Origin of the sequence: Streptomyces sp. NPDC053069 (assembly GCF_044546895.1) — a bacterium.
Lineage (GTDB): Bacteria > Actinomycetota > Actinomycetes > Streptomycetales > Streptomycetaceae > Streptomyces.
Genome location: NZ_JBITZN010000008.1, coordinates 105,554 through 120,976 on the forward strand (window position 1 = coordinate 105,554; position 15,423 = coordinate 120,976).

Sequence of the window (15,423 nt, forward strand, 5' to 3'; positions counted from 1 at the left end):
GGATTTCCTGCGGAGGACGTACGGAAGTGGCCCCAAAGGCGAGTAAAGGCCCCCGACCCCGTACCCTCGTCCCTTGTGAGTACGCGCGCGGCACAGGCACTTCGGCATGACGAGGTCGTACGCGTGCGCGGGCTCCGGAAGACCTACCCGGCCGTGAAGGGACGGCGCGGTGCGCCGGGGACCCCGGCGGTGCCGGCCACCGACGGGATCGAGCTGGACGTGCGGCGCGGCGAGGTGTTCGGGCTGCTCGGGCCGAACGGCGCCGGCAAGTCCACGCTCGTACGGCAGCTCACCGGGCTGCTCCGGCCGGACAGCGGCAGCATCGAGATCCTCGGGCACGACATCGTCAGGCACCCGGAGCGCGCCGCGCGCATCCTCGCCTACCTGGGCCAGGAGTCCTCCGCGCTGGACGAGCTGACCGTCTCCCTCGCCGCCGAGACCACGGGACGCCTGCGTGGCCTGGACGTACACCGGGCGCGGGCCGAGCGGGACGCCGTACTGGACGAGCTGGGGCTCGCGCCGATCGCCGGGCGGGCGCTCAAGAAGCTGTCCGGCGGGCAGCGACGGCTCGCCTGCCTCGCCGCCGCCCTCGTCGGCGAGCGGCCGCTGCTCGTGCTGGACGAGCCGACCACCGGCATGGACCCGGTGGCCCGGCGCGCGGTCTGGGCGGCCGTGGACCGGCGGCGCGCCGAGCGCGGTACGACCGTGCTGCTGGTCACCCACAACGTCATCGAGGCCGAGACCGTGCTCGACCGGGTCGCCGTCATCGACCGGGGCCGCGTCATCGCCTGCGACACCCCGGCCGGGCTGAAGGAACAGGTCGCCGGCGAGGTGCGGGTCGAGCTGGTGTGGCGGGAGCAGGCACCGCTGGAGGTGCCCGAGGTGGCCGTGCTGCGTGAGCGTGCGGTGGAGTCCGGCCGGCGCTGGACCCTCCGGCTCGGGCCCGAGGAGGCCCGCGCCGCCGTCGCCACCGTGACCGGTGGGGCCGCCTTCGCCGCGCTGGACGACTTCACACTCGCCACGCCCAGCCTGGAGGACGTCTATCTGGCGCTGGGCGGCGCGGCACGGCAGGGGCTGGTGAAGGCGTGAGCGCGGCGGTCGTGCCCTGCGTATGGGGTCATGGGACTGCCGGAGGGGTCCGCGCGACCGCCGTCCCGGTGGTCCGTGCGACTGCCGTCCCGGTGGTCCGTACGACTGCCGTAGGAAAGAGGAGCAGCTCGTCGTGAGTGTCGTACCCGCCGAGGTTCTGCCGGGCGGCGGCCGGGTCGTGCCCGAGACGACGCCGGCCGCGGCCGAGCTGGGGCCGCCCGCACGGCTGTGGCCGTCGCTGGTGGCCGTCTACCGGGCGCAGCTGTCCAGGGCCCGGGTGGCGCGGATCCCGCTGCTGTTCGTCGCCACCTTCCAGTCCGTCGGCATCGCCGTGATGATGCGCGGTGTCGTCGACAGCGGCAGTGAGGCCCAGTCGGTGGTGGCGGGGTCGTCGGTCCTGGTCGTGGCGTACGTGGCCCTGAATCTTCTGTCGCAGTACTTCGGGCAGTTGCGGGCGAGCGGTGGGCTCGATCATTACGCCACGCTGCCCGTGCCGCCGGCCGCGGTGGTGCTGGGCGCGGCGGCTGCGTACGCCTCCTTCACGGTGCCGGGGACGCTGGTGACGGCCGTCTTCGGGTGCGTGCTGTTCGGGCTGCCGCTGTCCAACCTGTGGATTCTGCTGGCCGTGATCCCGCTGGCCGGGGCCGCGCTGTCCGGGCTCGGCGCCGCCTGCGGGCTGCTCGCGCCGCGGCCCGAGCTGGCCACGCTGCTCGGGCAGCTGGGCATGTCGGCGGCGCTGCTGCTGGGGGTGCTCCCGGCCGACCGGATGCCGGAGATCATCCGGCTGGCGCGGGATCTGCTGCCGTCGACCTACGGCGTGGAGGCGTACGCCCGGACCTTCGGGGCACACCCGGACTGGGCCGTCGTGCTCGTCGACCTGGGGGTGTGCGCGGGTGTCGGAGTCGTCTCGCTGGCCGTCGCGACCTGGGCGTACCGCAGGGCCGCCGTCCGGTGACGCGGCGCACGGCGCCACCTGGCACGATGGCAGGGTGACCGCACCGTTGACTCCGCCACCGCACGACAACTCCCCGCACGAGGTCCGGCAGGCGCCGCCGCCTGCCGGGGCGCCGGGCGAGGCAAGGTATGAACAGGACGGCCCCGGGATGAAGACCGAAGTGCGGGATGCCGCCGTGATCACGGCGGCCGTCGCTTTGGGCGGGGTGCTGCTGGGGTTGCTGTGGTGGTGGCTGGCGCCGCATGTGCCGTTGGTCGGCGACCGGGCCGGCGGCGGCTGGGTGGTCTATCTCAAGGACAGCGAGGGCGAGCAGGCGGTCGGGGTGGACGGCACGTTCACCCTGCTGGGGCTGGGCTTCGGGCTCGTCAGCGCGGTGGCCGTCTTTCTGCTGCGCCGGCGCGGCGGCGTGCCGATAGCGGTGGCACTGGGCCTGGGCGCGCTGCTCGGGTCGTTGCTGGCGTGGCGGCTGGGGGCATGGCTGGGGCCCGAGTCCGACGTGCTCGCGCATGCGAAGGCGGTGGGGAAGGGGGTCACCTTCTCGGCGCCGTTGAAGTTGGGGGCGAAGGGTGCGCTGCTGGCGTGGCCGTTGGCCGCGCTGTTGGTCCATCTCGGGCTCACGGCGTTGTTCGGGCCCCGGGATCCCGAGGAGACGTATCCGCAGGCGCCGTAGCCAGGCGGCTCCGCCCCCTGGCCCCCGCGTTTCCCACCCGCACGACCGGTCCGGGGTGGGCCGCAAGCGCACCGGCCCGGCCGGCCGTGGGTTCTGCCCGCCCGACCGGCCCCGTGCTGCCCGCGCGCCGGACCGGTCCCGGTCGCCGGAAGCGCACGGGCCCGGTCGGCCGTGGGCCAGGCGCATGCTCGGGCGGCCCCGGGCTGACGGGTCCCGTTCTGTCCGGGGTCGGCACCGCGTCTCGGCCGACCCGCACGGCACCGGGCCCGCTAGCCTCTGCCGATCGGTGCCAGCACCGCGCCCGTCAGCTTCGCCAGATCACCCGGGGCCAGCTCCACCTCCAGCCCCCGGCGGCCCGCCGACACGCAGATCGTCTCGTGGGCCTTCGCGGAGTCGTCCAGGACCGTCGGGAGCTTCTTGCGCTGGCCGAGCGGTGAGATGCCGCCGCGCACGTACCCCGTGGTCCGCTCGGCCAGTGTCGGGTCGGCCATCGTCGCCCGCTTGCCGCCCACCGCCGCCGCCAGGGCCTTCAGGTCGAGCGAGCCGGACACCGGTACCACCGCCACCGTCAGGGCGCCGTCGACGTCCGCCACCAGGGTCTTGAAGACGCGGTCGGGCGAGACTCCCATGGCCTCGGCCGCCTCCTCGCCGTAGGACGGGTGCGCGGGGTCGTGGTCGTAGGCGTGGACCGTGAAGTCCAGGCCGGCCGACGTCAGGGCGACCGTCGCGGGGGTGCCCCCGGACTGCTGCTGTTTCTTGGGCTTTTTCGCCATCGGTGCGTGCTGGTCTCTCAGTTCAGACTGGTCGGCGTACGCGTCAGCTCGAACGCGGGCAGTGACGGCAGGCTACGGATGATGGCCGTCTCCGCGCGAAGGAGTTTCAGCTCGTCACGCAGCCGGGACGCGGTGTCGGGCGCCTGGAGCAGCCGCTGCTTGGTAGGTGTGTCGTGCACCATCGCCGCCGCCACCAGGTAGGACACCACCGACGGGTCGTCGGGCAGGTCCGCGCCCGTGGACAGCGAGCGCTCGCGGGCGCCGGCCAGCCGCTTCTGGTACTGGCGGAAGGAGCGCAGCACCCCCTCGGCCAGCGCGCCCGCCTCGTCACCCGGCTCCTCCGGGAGCTCCTCCAGCTCCGCGGTCAGGAACGGCCCCGACCCGTCGACCGAGACCAGCCGTACCCGGGTGGTACCCGTCGCCAGTACCTCGAACGTGCCGTCGGCCCGCTCCCGGATGGTCGCCGCGTCCGCGACACAGCCCACTGAGTGGAAGGCCTTGAGCGGGTCCGGGCCGAAGCCCGCGGACGGCCCGCGGTCGGGCTGTGCCGTGGGGTCCGGCATGCCGGGGGCGCTCGGCGCCACCTCGTGGCCGTCGCGGATGGCCACGACGGCGAACCGGCGCGGCTCGTCCTCCGGGGTCTTGAGCAGCTCGCGCATCATGGCGCGATAGCGCTCCTCGAAGACGTTGAGCGGCAGCACGAGCCCCGGGAACAGCACCGTGTTCAGCGGGAAGAGCGGGAGACGGACGGTGGTCACGGCGCCCCAGCCTAGTGGTCACCGGCGCGGTCGTGTCCGCCGCGCTCGCCCAGCGGGACCGGCGGCCAGGTCGTCAGCCCCGCGGGGAGGGGCCGCGGACCCGGCGTCAGCAGGTGTTCGCGCAGCCGCAGGAAGTGGCCGAGCGGGTCGTCGGAGAAGCGCTCCCAGGGGAAGGACGTGGCGTACGGGCCGATCAGACCCAGCTGGGCACGGGCGTCCTCCCAGCGGTCCAGGCGCATCAGGACGTACAGGAGCTTGTTGCGGACCTCGGCGGGCCACGGGTCGGCCGCCGGGAAACGGGCGGACAGCGCCAGCGCCCGGTCGGCCGCGGCGTCCAGCCGGGAGCGCGGTACCTCGGGCCCGCAGCCGTCGGTCAGGTAGCCGAACGCGGCCCGGGCCGGCAGGGCCTGGACCAGCGAGTCGGCCGGGGCGTCCTGAGCGGCCTGGTCGGCGAAGTCGAAGCACTCGCGGTGCGAGGCACGCGGGGTGTGCGGGGTGTCCCCCCACTGGACGCAGCAGGAGGCGGCCAGGTAGCGCAGGGCGGCCACATGGCAGCCGTAGTGGTGCGGGGCGCGCCGGACGGCCGCCGCCCACAGTTCCTCGAAGTACCGGTGGCCGGCCCGTGAGCCGCGCGCGTGGTCCAGCGCGATCCGCCAGGGCACCGGGTCGCGGTCGTCGGCGCGGGCGGCGGCCGTGATCAGCGGGCTCACCTCGCGCAGCAGCTCGGCGCGGGCCGGTGAGGGCCAGACCCGGTCCACCGCCAGCTGCGCCTGGACCACCAGAAGTCCGGGGTCGTCCGGGGCGGCGGCGCGCCAGGCCGTGAACCACTCGCGGCGGGAGCCGGCGAAGGCGGCCAGGCGCCGCACGTACCGCTCGTGGTTCTCCCAGGCGGCGGCGGCGCGGGTGGCGGCCAGCAGGCGGGCCGCGGCGTCGTACTCGCCCCGGCCGGCCGCCACCAGCGCGGGCGAGAGCCGGTCGTCGGGTGCGTCGAGCACGGCCTCGTCGCCGGACGGCGGACGGCCGGCCGGGCGTGCGGAGCGTTTGGTCATCCGAGTGGGGCGGATGAACGAAGGCAGCAGAGCCATGGTGTCGACCATTGAAAGACCGCAGGTGGGCGGTGCGCCAGAGGGTTGGCCGAAGTCGCGGAAAGTTGTACGGTCCTGGGTCAAGGACCGGTAAAGGTGACTGTTCAACTTTTGTTCGGGTGTATCCGTCCCGTCCCGTTTCCTGCGCGGGTCAGCCCCGTCTCAGCAGCCGGGTCGCCCCTGCCGCCACCGTCGTCGCCAGGATCCAGCCGAGCATGATCATCACGGCCGCCAGCCACTGCCAGACGCCCCGCAGCTGCCACTGGCCGACCTGGCCGAGGTCGATCACCGGCAGCAGCAGGTCCAGGGTGAACAGGGCCGGGCTCCAGTACGGGTGGCCGTCGTGGTTCATCGGCGGATGGTCCGCGTGCGCGAACGCCAGCGTGCCCGCCGCCCACAGCACCGCCATCCACACGGCGGCCCGGCCCGGCCGATAGCCGTAGGCGACCGTCAGGTCCTGGACGTATCCCCAGACCTTCGCGGCCGGTGGCAGCGTCTCCCGGCGCCGGCGCTGCTTGGCGAGCAGCACTTCCCGGGCGTCCTCGTCCTCCCCGGCCTCCCGCAGCACCGCGGCCAGCCGCTCGTACGGCTCCGGGTTGTACTCGGCGGTGGCCGCCGCCACCCAGTCCAGCCGCCGGGTCAGCGGGAACGGGCCCCGCGGGACCAGGTTCTCGTAGGTGAAGCCGCCCATGTGCAGACTGCCCGGACCCGGCCAGCTGGCCGCGCGGTCCACCAGGTTGACGATCCGCGCACCGGACAGCAGCACCTGGCCGCACTGCGGGGCGTCCCCGAGGAAGCGCAGCTCCGGCGTCTGCATCCGGCGCATCGACAGCACCTGGTCGTCGGCGAGGACGAACCGCGCCCGCTCCAGGTCGACGGCGTCCCCGAAACGTCCGTCGTCCAGCCGCAGCCCGCCCCGGCACTCGAACGGCTGGATCCGCGTCCCGCGCGCGGGTGTGGTACCGCTCAACAGCGGGCTGCCCACGCCGGCCGGCGTCAGATACAGGGTCCGCTCGACGGTCAGCTGGGGGGCGTTCAGGGCGTAGCGGGAGTACGGATTGTCGAGCTTCGCGCCGCGCAGGCTGAGCGAGACGCCGACCTGCGCGGCGCGCAGGCTCAGCTCGCCGTGCGACTCCAGCAGCTCCGCCTGCAGGTCCTGGCCGACCGTCAGGCCGTCCGCCGCGATCGACCGCCCGCTGCGGTCGCGGTGCACGACCGCCTGGTTGAGCAGCAGATCGGTGCCGATGTGCGCGTCCGTCAGCCGGACGCCCTGCTGGAAACGGCAGCGCGGCAGATGCAGGTCGCCCTCGGTGTGGACCCGGGCGGCCTCCAGGCGCGGCACCGCGCAGTCCACCAGGCGCAGGGTCGTGAACCGGGCCTCTGGCAGCCGGACCTCCTCGTCGAAGCGGCAGCCGCGCAGCTCGACGTACGGCTGTACCGTGCCGCCCGACAGGTCCAGTGTGCCGGTGATCCGCACCCCGGTCAGCTTCAGCGAGGACACCCGCCCCGCGAGCGCCGGCGGACCGTCCAGCAGCAGCCAGGCCACGATCCGCGCCCGCACCGCGCGCCCGGCGCCCCAGGGGTGCTCGCCGTGCGGGTCGTCCACGACGGTGTCCCCGCTGCTCAGGTCGTACACAGTGCCGTTGCGGAAGGCCTGCCACATGCCCGCCTCGGCCGCGGTCAGCCCCTCCGGCAGGTCTCCGGCGACGAAGCCGGCCCCCTCGGTCACCTTTGTCCTCTCCTGGTCCCGTACTTTCGTACAGCCGTTCATGCCCGCTGTGTGACGTCCGGAACACTAAAGGTGAGGGTGATCTTCCGAGTTCGGCCACGTTCTGTATCAGCCATTGATACGCGCCACCGGCTCGCGACGCCGGTCTGAGAGAATTGGGACTGTGATTTCCCGAATCGATCTGCGTGGCGACGCCCTTCCCGAGGGCCCCGCCCTGCGCGACCTGCTGCCCCGAGCCGACTTCGACGTTCAGGCCGCCCTGGAGAAGGTGCGTCCGATCTGCGAGGCCGTGCATCATCGTGGCGACGCGGCGCTGATCGACTTCGCCGAGAAGTTCGACGGAGTACGGCTGGAATCCGTCCGTGTCCCGGCCCGGGCGCTCACCGACGCGCTGGAGGCCCTCGACCCGGCCGTGCGCGCGGCCCTGGAGGAGTCCATCCGCCGCGCCCGTCTGGTCCACCGCGAGCAGCGCCGCAGCACGCACACCGTCCAGGTCGTGCCCGGCGGGTCCGTCACCGAGAAGTGGGTGCCGGTCGAGCGCGTCGGGCTGTACGCGCCGGGCGGCCGGTCCGTCTACCCCTCCTCCGTGATCATGAATGTCGTACCGGCGCAGGAGGCCGGCGTCGCGTCCATCGCGCTCGCCTCCCCGGCGCAGGCCGAGTTCGGGGGCCTGCCGCACCCGACGATCCTCGCCGCGTGCGCGCTGCTCGGCGTGGACGAGGTCTACGCGGCCGGCGGCGCCACCGCCGTCGCGATGTTCGCCTACGGCACCGAGTCCTGCCCCCCCGCCAACATGGTCACCGGCCCCGGCAACATCTGGGTCGCCGCCGCCAAGCGCTTCTTCACCGGCAAGATCGGCATCGACGCGGAGGCCGGTCCGACGGAGATCGCGATCCTCGCGGACGACACCGCCGACCCGGTGCACGTGGCCTCGGACCTGATCAGCCAGGCCGAGCACGACCCGCTCGCGGCGGCCGTGCTGGTCACCGACTCCGTGGAGCTGGCGGAGGCGGTGGAGAAGGAGCTGGAGCCGCAGGTCGCTGCCACCAGGCACGTCGAGGACCGGATCGTGCCCGCGCTGCGGGGCAGGCAGTCCGCGATCGTGCTGGTCGACGGCATCGAGGAGGGCCTGCGGGTCGTCGACGCGTACGGCGCCGAGCACCTGGAGATCCAGACCGCCGACGCGGCGGCCGTGGCGGACCGGGTGAAGAACGCGGGCGCGATCTTCATCGGCCCCTGGGCCCCCGTCTCGCTCGGCGACTACGCGGCCGGGTCCAACCACGTCCTGCCCACCGGCGGCTGCGCCTGCCACTCCTCGGGCCTGTCCGTGCAGTCCTTCCTGCGCGGTATCCACATCGTCGACTACACGAAGGACGCGCTGGCCGAGGTCGCGCATCACGTGGTGACGCTGGCGGAGGCGGAGGACCTGCCGGCGCACGGCGCGGCGATCAAGGCGAGGTTCGGCTGGAAGGTACCCGAGAGCAAGTGAGCGACGTGAGGATCGACGATCTTCCCGTACGGGACGAGCTGCGCGGCAAGTCCCCTTACGGCGCGCCCCAGTTGGACGTCCCCGTACGGCTGAACACCAACGAGAACCCCTACCCGCTGCCGGAGCCGCTGGTCGAGCGGATCGCGGAGCGGGTGCGGGAGGCCGCCCGTGACCTGAACCGCTACCCCGACCGGGACGCGGTCCAGCTGCGCACGGAGCTGGCCAAGTACCTGACGAAGACCGGCAAGTACCCGCTCGGCATCGAGAACGTATGGGCCGCCAACGGCTCGAACGAGGTCATCCAGCAGCTGCTGCAGACCTTCGGCGGACCGGGCCGTACCGCGATCGGCTTCGAGCCGTCGTACTCGATGCACGCGCTCATCGCGCGCGGCACGGGCACGGGCTGGATCTCGGGTCCCCGCAAGGAGGACTTCACGATCGACCTCGCCGCCGCCGAGCGGGCGATCGCCGAGCACAAGCCGGACGTCGTCTTCATCACCACCCCCAACAACCCCACGGGCAACGCGGTCCCGCCGCAGACGGTCCTCGCGCTGTACGAGGCGGCCCAGGCGGCCAAGCCGTCGATGGTGATCGTGGACGAGGCGTACATCGAGTTCAGCCACGGCGACTCGCTGCTGCCCCTGCTGGAGGGACGGCCGCACCTGGTCGTCTCCCGGACCATGTCGAAGGCGTTCGGCGCGGCGGGCCTGCGCCTCGGCTACCTCGCCGCCGACCCGGCGGTCGTGGACGCCGTCCAGCTCGTCCGGCTGCCGTACCACCTGTCGGCGATCACCCAGGCGACCGCGCTGGCCGCGCTGGAGCACACCGACACGCTGCTGAAGTACGTCGAGCAGCTGAAGGCCGAGCGGGACCGGCTGGTCGCCGAGCTGCGCGCGACCGGTTACGAGGTCGTCGAGTCCGACGCCAACTTCGTGCAGTTCGGCCGGTTCGCGAGCGCCCACGAGGCCTGGCAGAAGATCCTCGACCGGGGCGTCCTGGTCCGGGACAACGGTGTACCGGGGTGGCTGCGGGTGTCGGCCGGAACCCCGGAGGAGAACGACGCGTTCCTCGACGCGGTCCGTGAGATGAAGAAGGAGCAGGGTTCATGAGCCGCGTTGGACGCGTGGAGCGCACCACCAAGGAGACCTCGGTCCTCGTCGAGATAGACCTCGACGGCACCGGCCGGACCGACATCGCCACCGGCGTCGGCTTCTACGACCACATGCTCGACCAGCTCGGCCGGCACGGCCTGTTCGACCTGACCGTGAAGACCGACGGCGACCTGCACATCGACTCCCACCACACCATCGAGGACACCGCCCTCGCACTCGGCGCCGCCTTCAAGCAGGCGCTCGGCGACAAGGTGGGCATCTACCGCTTCGGCAACTGCACGGTTCCGCTGGACGAGTCGCTGGCGCAGGTGACGGTCGACCTGAGCGGCCGGCCCTACCTGGTGCACACCGAGCCCGAGAACATGGCGCCGATGATCGGCGAGTACGACACCACGATGACCCGGCACATCCTGGAGTCCTTCGTGGCCCAGGCGCAGATCGCGCTGCACGTGCACGTGCCCTACGGGCGCAACGCGCACCACATCGTGGAGTGCCAGTTCAAGGCCCTGGCCCGGGCGCTGCGTTACGCCTCCGAGCGCGACCCGCGCGCGGCCGGCATCCTCCCCTCCACGAAGGGCGCGCTGTAAACCCATGAACGGTGTTTCGACCCTTTTGATCGTCGTCGGCCTGTTTCTGGTCGGCGGCATCATCTCCTTCGTCAAGCAGAAGATGCCCACGAGCCTCATCGTGCTGCTCTCCATCGGCGCGGGCCTGTGCCTCGTCGCGGGCGTCATGCGGCTGGAGGTGTGGAATTGAGCGCTGCAACGAAAAAGGTCGTCGTCTTCGACTACGGCTTCGGCAACGTCCGCTCCGCCGAGCGTGCCCTCGCGCGCGTGGGCGCCGACGTCGAGATAACGCGCGACTTCGACAAGGCCATGAACGCCGACGGACTGCTCGTGCCGGGCGTCGGTGCCTTCGCCGCCTGCATGCAGGGCCTGCGCGCCGCCCGCGGTGACTGGGTCGTGGACCGCCGGCTGTCCGGCGGGCGGCCCGTGATGGGCATCTGTGTCGGCATGCAGATCCTGTTCGCGCGCGGCATCGAGCACGGCGTGGAGGCCGAGGGCCTGGACGAGTGGCCCGGCACGGTCGAGCCGCTCCAGGCCGACGTCGTGCCCCACATGGGCTGGAACACCGTTGAGGCCCCGGCCGACTCCCAGCTGTTCGCCGGCCTGGACGCCGACGCCCGCTTCTACTTCGTGCACTCCTACGCCGTCCACGACTGGGCCCTTCAGACGCACAACCCGGTGATCGAGGCCCCCAAGGTCACCTGGTCGACGCACGGCAAGCCGTTCGTGGCCGCCGTGGAGAACGGCGCCCTGTGGGCCACCCAGTTCCACCCCGAGAAGTCCGGCGACGCCGGTGCCCAGCTCCTCACCAACTGGATCGGAACCCTGTAGACCATGGCCAAGCTCGAACTCCTCCCCGCCGTCGACGTCCGTGACGGCCAGGCCGTCCGCCTCGTGCACGGCGAGTCCGGGACCGAGACCTCCTACGGCTCCCCGCTGGAGGCCGCCCTCGCCTGGCAGCGCTCCGGCGCCGAGTGGCTGCACCTGGTCGACCTGGACGCCGCCTTCGGCACGGGCGACAACCGCGAGCTGATCGCCGAGGTCGCCCGGGCGATGGACATCAAGGTGGAGCTGTCCGGCGGCATCCGCGACGACGCCTCGCTGGCCGCCGCCCTGGCCACCGGCTGCACGCGCGTCAACCTCGGCACGGCCGCCCTGGAGACCCCGGAGTGGGTCGCCAAGGTCATCGCCGAGCACGGTGACAAGATCGCGGTCGGCCTGGACGTGCGCGGCACCACCCTGCGCGGCCGCGGCTGGACCCGCGACGGCGGCGACCTCTACGAGACGCTGGAACGCCTCGACAAGGAGGGCTGCGCCCGGTACGTCGTCACCGACATCGCCAAGGACGGCACGCTGCAGGGCCCGAACCTGGAGCTGCTGAAGAACGTGTGCGCGGCGACGGACCGCCCGGTCGTGGCCTCGGGCGGCGTGTCGTCCCTGGACGATCTGCGGGCCATCGCCGAGCTGGTACCCCTCGGTGTCGAGGGCTCCATCGTCGGGAAGGCCCTGTACGCGAAGGCGTTCACCCTGGAAGAGGCCTTGGAGGCTGTGTCGTCATGACCGAAGCCGTGCGGCGCGTGCAGAGCGGAAGTCCCTGGGAAGAGAGTTTCGGTTTCGCACGTGCCGTGGCGGCGGGCGACCGTGTGCTGGTGGCGGGCACGACGTCCTTCCGGGGCGATGTGCTGTACGGCGAGGGCGACCCCTACGAACAGGCCAAAGTGGCCTTCACCAGCGCCATCGAGGCGATCGGCGAGTGCGGACTCGGCATCGACTCCGTCATCCGTACGCGGATGTACCTGACCCATGTGCGGGACGTGGACGCCGTCGGCCGGGCGCACAAGGAGATCTTCGACTCCGTACGCCCGGTCTCGACCCTGCTGGTCGTCGAGGGCTTCGTCGACCCGCGCATCCTGGTCGAAGTGGAACTAGAAGCATTCAGAGGCCAGTAGGGCCTCCTAAGGAGCCGTGACCTCATGACCGTGGCGGTCCGAGTCATCCCCTGCCTGGACGTCGACAACGGCCGGGTCGTCAAGGGCGTCAACTTCCAGAACCTGCGCGACGCGGGCGACCCGGTCGAGATGGCGAAGGTGTACGACGCCGAGGGCGCCGACGAGCTGACGTTCCTGGACATCACCGCGTCCTCGGGCAACCGGGAGACGACGTACGACGTGGTGCGCCGCACCGCCGAGCAGGTGTTCATCCCGCTGACGGTCGGCGGCGGTGTCCGCACGGCCGAGGACGTGGACAAGCTGCTGCGGGCGGGCGCCGACAAGGTGGGCGTGAACACCGCCGCGATCGCCCGTCCGGACCTGATCCGCGAGATCGCCGAGCGCTTCGGCCGCCAGGTCCTGGTCCTGTCGGTCGACGCCCGCCGCACCGAGTCGGGCTCCTTCGAGGTGACGACCCACGGCGGCCGCAGAGGGACCGGCATCGACGCCGTGGAGTGGGCGCACCGGGCGGCCGAGCTGGGCGCGGGCGAGATCCTGCTGAACTCGATGGACGCGGACGGCACGAAGGACGGCTACGACCTGGAGATGATCGCGGCCGTCCGCAAGCACGTGACCGTCCCGGTGATCGCGTCCGGCGGCGCCGGTGCACTGGCCCACTTCCCGCCGGCCGTCCAGGCCGGCGCGGACGCGGTACTGGCCGCGTCGGTCTTCCACTTCGGCGACCTGAGGATCGGCGAGGTGAAGCAGACGCTGCGGGAGGCCGGGCACCCGGTGCGGTGACGCCCCGCTGATGCAGGGCAGATGCGAAAGGGAAGTTGCGCAAAATCTGTTGTGCAACTTTTCTTTCGTATCTAGCGTGGGGGTATGGCACAGGAAGAGGAGCGCCGGATCACGGACGTGGGCACCCTGAAGGCGCTCGCGCACCCGCTGCGCATGAAGCTGTACCGGCTGCTGTTCATCGCCGAGGCGGCCACCGCCTCGCAGCTCGCCGAACAGGTCGACGAGGCCGTCTCGCTGGTCAGCTACCACCTGCGCAAGCTCGCCGAGCACGGCCTGGTGGAGGAGGCCGAGCCGCGCAGCGCGGACGCCCGCGAGCGCTGGTGGCAGCCCTCCTCCGAAGGCGTCTCCATCCGCGACCAGGACTTCCAGGACGCCCCCGAGAAGGTGGCCGCCCATCTGGCGGCCTCGCGCATGTTCCTGGAACAGCGCGCCGAGATGTACCGCAGATACCTGGACGAGCGGGCCCACTGGGGCGCGGAGTGGAACACGGCCGCCCATGACTCCGAGTCGCTGCTCAGGCTGACCGCCGAGGAACTGGCCGGACTGAAGAAGGACATGCACGACCTGCTCAAACGCTACGACGAGCAGGGGCGCGCCCGAGAGGCCGCCGGCGACACCGAAGGGCGCGAGCACGTCGCGCTGCACGTGTACGGCTTCCCGTTCCGCGTCTGAGAGGGCCCTCCTCCGTGACCACCACGCTCATACCGCCGGCGACCGCCCCGCAGGCCCACCGCGACCCCAACGTCCGGCGCTGGCTCGCTGCCTACACCTCCTCGATGCTGGGCGACAACATCTACTACCTCGCCCTGTCCTGGGCCGCCGTGCGGGCCGGGACGCCTGCGCAGGCCGGGCTGGTGATGTCGGCCAGCGCGCTGCCCAGGGCCGTGCTGATGCTGGGCGGGGGAGTCGTCGCCGACCGGTTCGGGCCGCGCCGGGTCGTCATCGGCAGTGACGCCGTGCGCTGCGCCGCGGTCCTCGCCGTGGCCGCCCTGCTGGCCGTCACCCGCCCCGGTCTGTGGCCACTCGCCCTGCTGGCGCTGGTCTTCGGCACCGTCGACGCCGTCTTCATGCCCGCCGTCGGCGCTCTCCCGGCCCGCCTCACCGAGAAGGACCAGCTCGCCCGGGTCCAGGGCATGCGCGGCCTCGCCATCCGTTTCGCCGGCGTCGTCGGCGCACCGCTCGGCGGCCTCGGCGTGGCCGTCGGCGGCGCGCCGGCGGCCTTCGCGCTCGCCGGCCTGCTCATCGCCGTCTCCGTGCCACTGCTGCTGTCCGTACAGGTACGGGACCTGCCGGCACACCGGGCGGCGCGGGAGGCGGGGCCGGTGCGGGGGGACGCGTCCGAGGTGCCGGGGACGGTCGGGGATGACGTGTCCGAGGTGCTGGGAGTCGCCTGGGGTGGTGGGTCTGAGGTGCCGGGGGTCGGCCGGGGTGATGCGCCTGCGGTGCCGGCGGTCGGCCGGTGCGAGGCACCTGCGGTGCGGGGGGTCGCGCGGGGCGACGCGACCGTGGTGCTGGGGGTCGCTGAGGGGGATGCGTCTGCGGTGCGGGGGTTCGCCGACGGTGATGCACCTCCGGTGCCGGGGACCACCCGGGACGACGCGCCCGCGGTGCCGGGGATCGCCCGGAACGACGCGCCCGCGGTGCCGGGGACCACCCGGAACGACGCGCCCGCGGTGCCGGGAACCACCCGGGACGACGCGCCCGCGGTGCCGGGAACCACCCGGGACGACGCGCCCGCGGTGCCGGGGACCGTGCGGGACGACGTGCCCGGTGCGGCGGGTACCGTCTGGAGTGACCTTCGCGTCGGTCTGCGGTACATCCGCCGGCACCGCGTCCTGGCCCCGCTGATGCTGGCCATCGCCCTCGGCGACCTGGGGTTCGTCGGTCCGCTGAACGTCGGCCTGACGCTGCTCGCCGACCATCGCGGCTGGGGGGCCTCCGGCATGGGCTGGGTACTGGCCGGATTCGGGGTCGGTGCGGGAGCCGCCTCGCTGCTGCTGACGGTCCGCGGACGGCTGCCGCGCGCCGGACTGGTCACCGGGTGCGCGTGCGCCGCGGGATCCGTGGCCGTCGGCGCCCTCGCGTTCGCGCCGACCCTGGCGGCGGCCGTCGGTACGGCCCTGCTCGTCGGCCTGCTCACCGGGCTCAGCGGCGCCCTGTGCGGAGCCCTGCTGCAGACCCAGTCGGACCCCGCCCGCCTGGGCCGCGTCACTGCCGTCTCCAGCCTGGTCAGCCTCGGTCTCACCCCGCTGAGCATGCCCGTCGCGGCCACCGCGATCGGCGTCTGGGGGCTCGGGCCGGTCTACGTGGTCAGCGCCGCCGTGTGCGGCCTCGGCGGGCTCGTCTTCCTCGTCGTACCGGCCCTGCGCCGCGCGGAACTGCCCGGCTGATCACGCACCGCGCCGACCGGACCGGCCGCGCCGGACCCCAGCGGGTGCGGCTCCCGAAGCCCGGGCCCGGTCGGCTGC

At 72.8% G+C, this 15,423-nt stretch carries 16 protein-coding genes and 2 pseudogenes; 14 read left to right on the forward strand and 4 right to left on the reverse strand.

The window, feature by feature from the left end:
- Positions 1-75 precede the first annotated feature (75 nt).
- The 3 genes from ACIGXP_RS20045 to ACIGXP_RS20055 all read left to right on the forward strand — a co-directional run bounded on the left by ACIGXP_RS20045 (position 76) and on the right by ACIGXP_RS20055 (position 2,714).
- Positions 76-1,089: an ABC transporter ATP-binding protein gene (locus tag ACIGXP_RS20045; protein ID WP_399770021.1), complete on the forward strand. Its 1,014-nt coding sequence runs from the start codon at positions 76-78 to the stop codon at positions 1,087-1,089.
- A gap of 133 nt (positions 1,090-1,222) precedes the next feature.
- On the forward strand, positions 1,223-2,044 hold the full coding sequence (locus tag ACIGXP_RS20050; protein ID WP_399770024.1) for an ABC transporter permease: 822 nt from the start codon (positions 1,223-1,225) through the stop codon (positions 2,042-2,044).
- Positions 2,045-2,078: 34 nt separating this feature from the next.
- A complete protein-coding gene (locus ACIGXP_RS20055; protein ID WP_399770026.1) occupies positions 2,079-2,714 on the forward strand; it encodes an AAA family ATPase in 636 nt (211 codons plus the stop codon).
- A 269-nt stretch (positions 2,715-2,983) separates the two neighbouring features.
- Here the strand turns inward: ACIGXP_RS20055 and ybaK are convergent, their stop codons facing one another.
- The 4 genes from ybaK to ACIGXP_RS20075 all read right to left on the reverse strand — a co-directional run bounded on the left by ybaK (position 2,984) and on the right by ACIGXP_RS20075 (position 7,059).
- Positions 2,984-3,487, reverse strand: coding sequence for a Cys-tRNA(Pro) deacylase (gene ybaK, locus ACIGXP_RS20060; RefSeq protein WP_399770028.1), 504 nt, complete (start codon positions 3,485-3,487; stop codon positions 2,984-2,986).
- A 17-nt stretch (positions 3,488-3,504) separates the two neighbouring features.
- A complete protein-coding gene (locus ACIGXP_RS20065; protein WP_399770031.1) occupies positions 3,505-4,245 on the reverse strand; it encodes an LON peptidase substrate-binding domain-containing protein in 741 nt (246 codons plus the stop codon).
- A gap of 11 nt (positions 4,246-4,256) precedes the next feature.
- Entirely contained in the window at positions 4,257-5,342 is a 1,086-nt protein-coding gene (locus ACIGXP_RS20070) for a hypothetical protein (RefSeq protein ID WP_363213566.1), read from the reverse strand.
- Positions 5,343-5,481: 139 nt separating this feature from the next.
- A complete protein-coding gene (locus ACIGXP_RS20075) occupies positions 5,482-7,059 on the reverse strand; it encodes an oxidoreductase (RefSeq protein WP_399770033.1) in 1,578 nt (525 codons plus the stop codon).
- 163 nt (positions 7,060-7,222) lie between these two features.
- Between ACIGXP_RS20075 and hisD the strand changes: the two genes are divergently transcribed.
- The 11 genes and pseudogenes from hisD to ACIGXP_RS20130 all read left to right on the forward strand — a co-directional run.
- The gene (hisD, locus tag ACIGXP_RS20080; RefSeq protein WP_399770035.1) at positions 7,223-8,548 is read left to right on the forward strand and encodes a histidinol dehydrogenase; all 1,326 of its coding nucleotides are present in this window, start codon (positions 7,223-7,225) and stop codon (positions 8,546-8,548) included.
- Positions 8,545-9,657, forward strand: coding sequence for a histidinol-phosphate transaminase (locus tag ACIGXP_RS20085; RefSeq protein ID WP_399770037.1), 1,113 nt, complete (start codon positions 8,545-8,547; stop codon positions 9,655-9,657). The genes hisD and ACIGXP_RS20085 overlap by 4 nt, the downstream gene beginning before the upstream one ends.
- Entirely contained in the window at positions 9,654-10,247 is a 594-nt protein-coding gene (hisB, locus tag ACIGXP_RS20090) for an imidazoleglycerol-phosphate dehydratase HisB (protein ID WP_030783530.1), read from the forward strand. The genes ACIGXP_RS20085 and hisB overlap by 4 nt, the downstream gene beginning before the upstream one ends.
- A gap of 4 nt (positions 10,248-10,251) precedes the next feature.
- Positions 10,252-10,416, forward strand: a complete 165-nt coding sequence (locus ACIGXP_RS20095) for a hypothetical protein (protein WP_363213570.1) — start codon at positions 10,252-10,254, stop codon at positions 10,414-10,416.
- Positions 10,413-11,057 carry an imidazole glycerol phosphate synthase subunit HisH gene (gene hisH, locus ACIGXP_RS20100; RefSeq protein ID WP_399770040.1) on the forward strand — a complete coding sequence of 215 codons (645 nt, stop codon included), beginning with the start codon at positions 10,413-10,415 and terminating at the stop codon, positions 11,055-11,057. The genes ACIGXP_RS20095 and hisH overlap by 4 nt, the downstream gene beginning before the upstream one ends.
- A gap of 3 nt (positions 11,058-11,060) precedes the next feature.
- Complete coding sequence (gene priA / locus ACIGXP_RS20105) at positions 11,061-11,786, forward strand: bifunctional 1-(5-phosphoribosyl)-5-((5-phosphoribosylamino)methylideneamino)imidazole-4-carboxamide isomerase/phosphoribosylanthranilate isomerase PriA (RefSeq protein WP_363213572.1); 726 nt, start codon at positions 11,061-11,063, stop codon at positions 11,784-11,786.
- Positions 11,783-12,175, forward strand: a complete 393-nt coding sequence (locus tag ACIGXP_RS20110) for a RidA family protein (protein ID WP_363213573.1) — start codon at positions 11,783-11,785, stop codon at positions 12,173-12,175. Before priA ends, ACIGXP_RS20110 begins: the two co-directional genes overlap by 4 nt.
- Before the next feature lie 24 nt (positions 12,176-12,199).
- Positions 12,200-12,955 carry an imidazole glycerol phosphate synthase subunit HisF gene (gene hisF, locus ACIGXP_RS20115; RefSeq protein ID WP_399770043.1) on the forward strand — a complete coding sequence of 252 codons (756 nt, stop codon included), beginning with the start codon at positions 12,200-12,202 and terminating at the stop codon, positions 12,953-12,955.
- 84 nt (positions 12,956-13,039) lie between these two features.
- Positions 13,040-13,627 carry an ArsR/SmtB family transcription factor gene (locus ACIGXP_RS20120; RefSeq protein ID WP_399770045.1) on the forward strand — a complete coding sequence of 196 codons (588 nt, stop codon included), beginning with the start codon at positions 13,040-13,042 and terminating at the stop codon, positions 13,625-13,627.
- A 14-nt stretch (positions 13,628-13,641) separates the two neighbouring features.
- Positions 13,642-14,274: pseudogene (locus ACIGXP_RS20125) on the forward strand (MFS transporter); the annotation flags it as partial.
- 453 nt (positions 14,275-14,727) lie between these two features.
- Positions 14,728-15,345 (forward strand): annotated as a pseudogene (locus ACIGXP_RS20130) (MFS transporter); the annotation flags it as partial.
- Positions 15,346-15,423 lie beyond the last annotated feature (78 nt).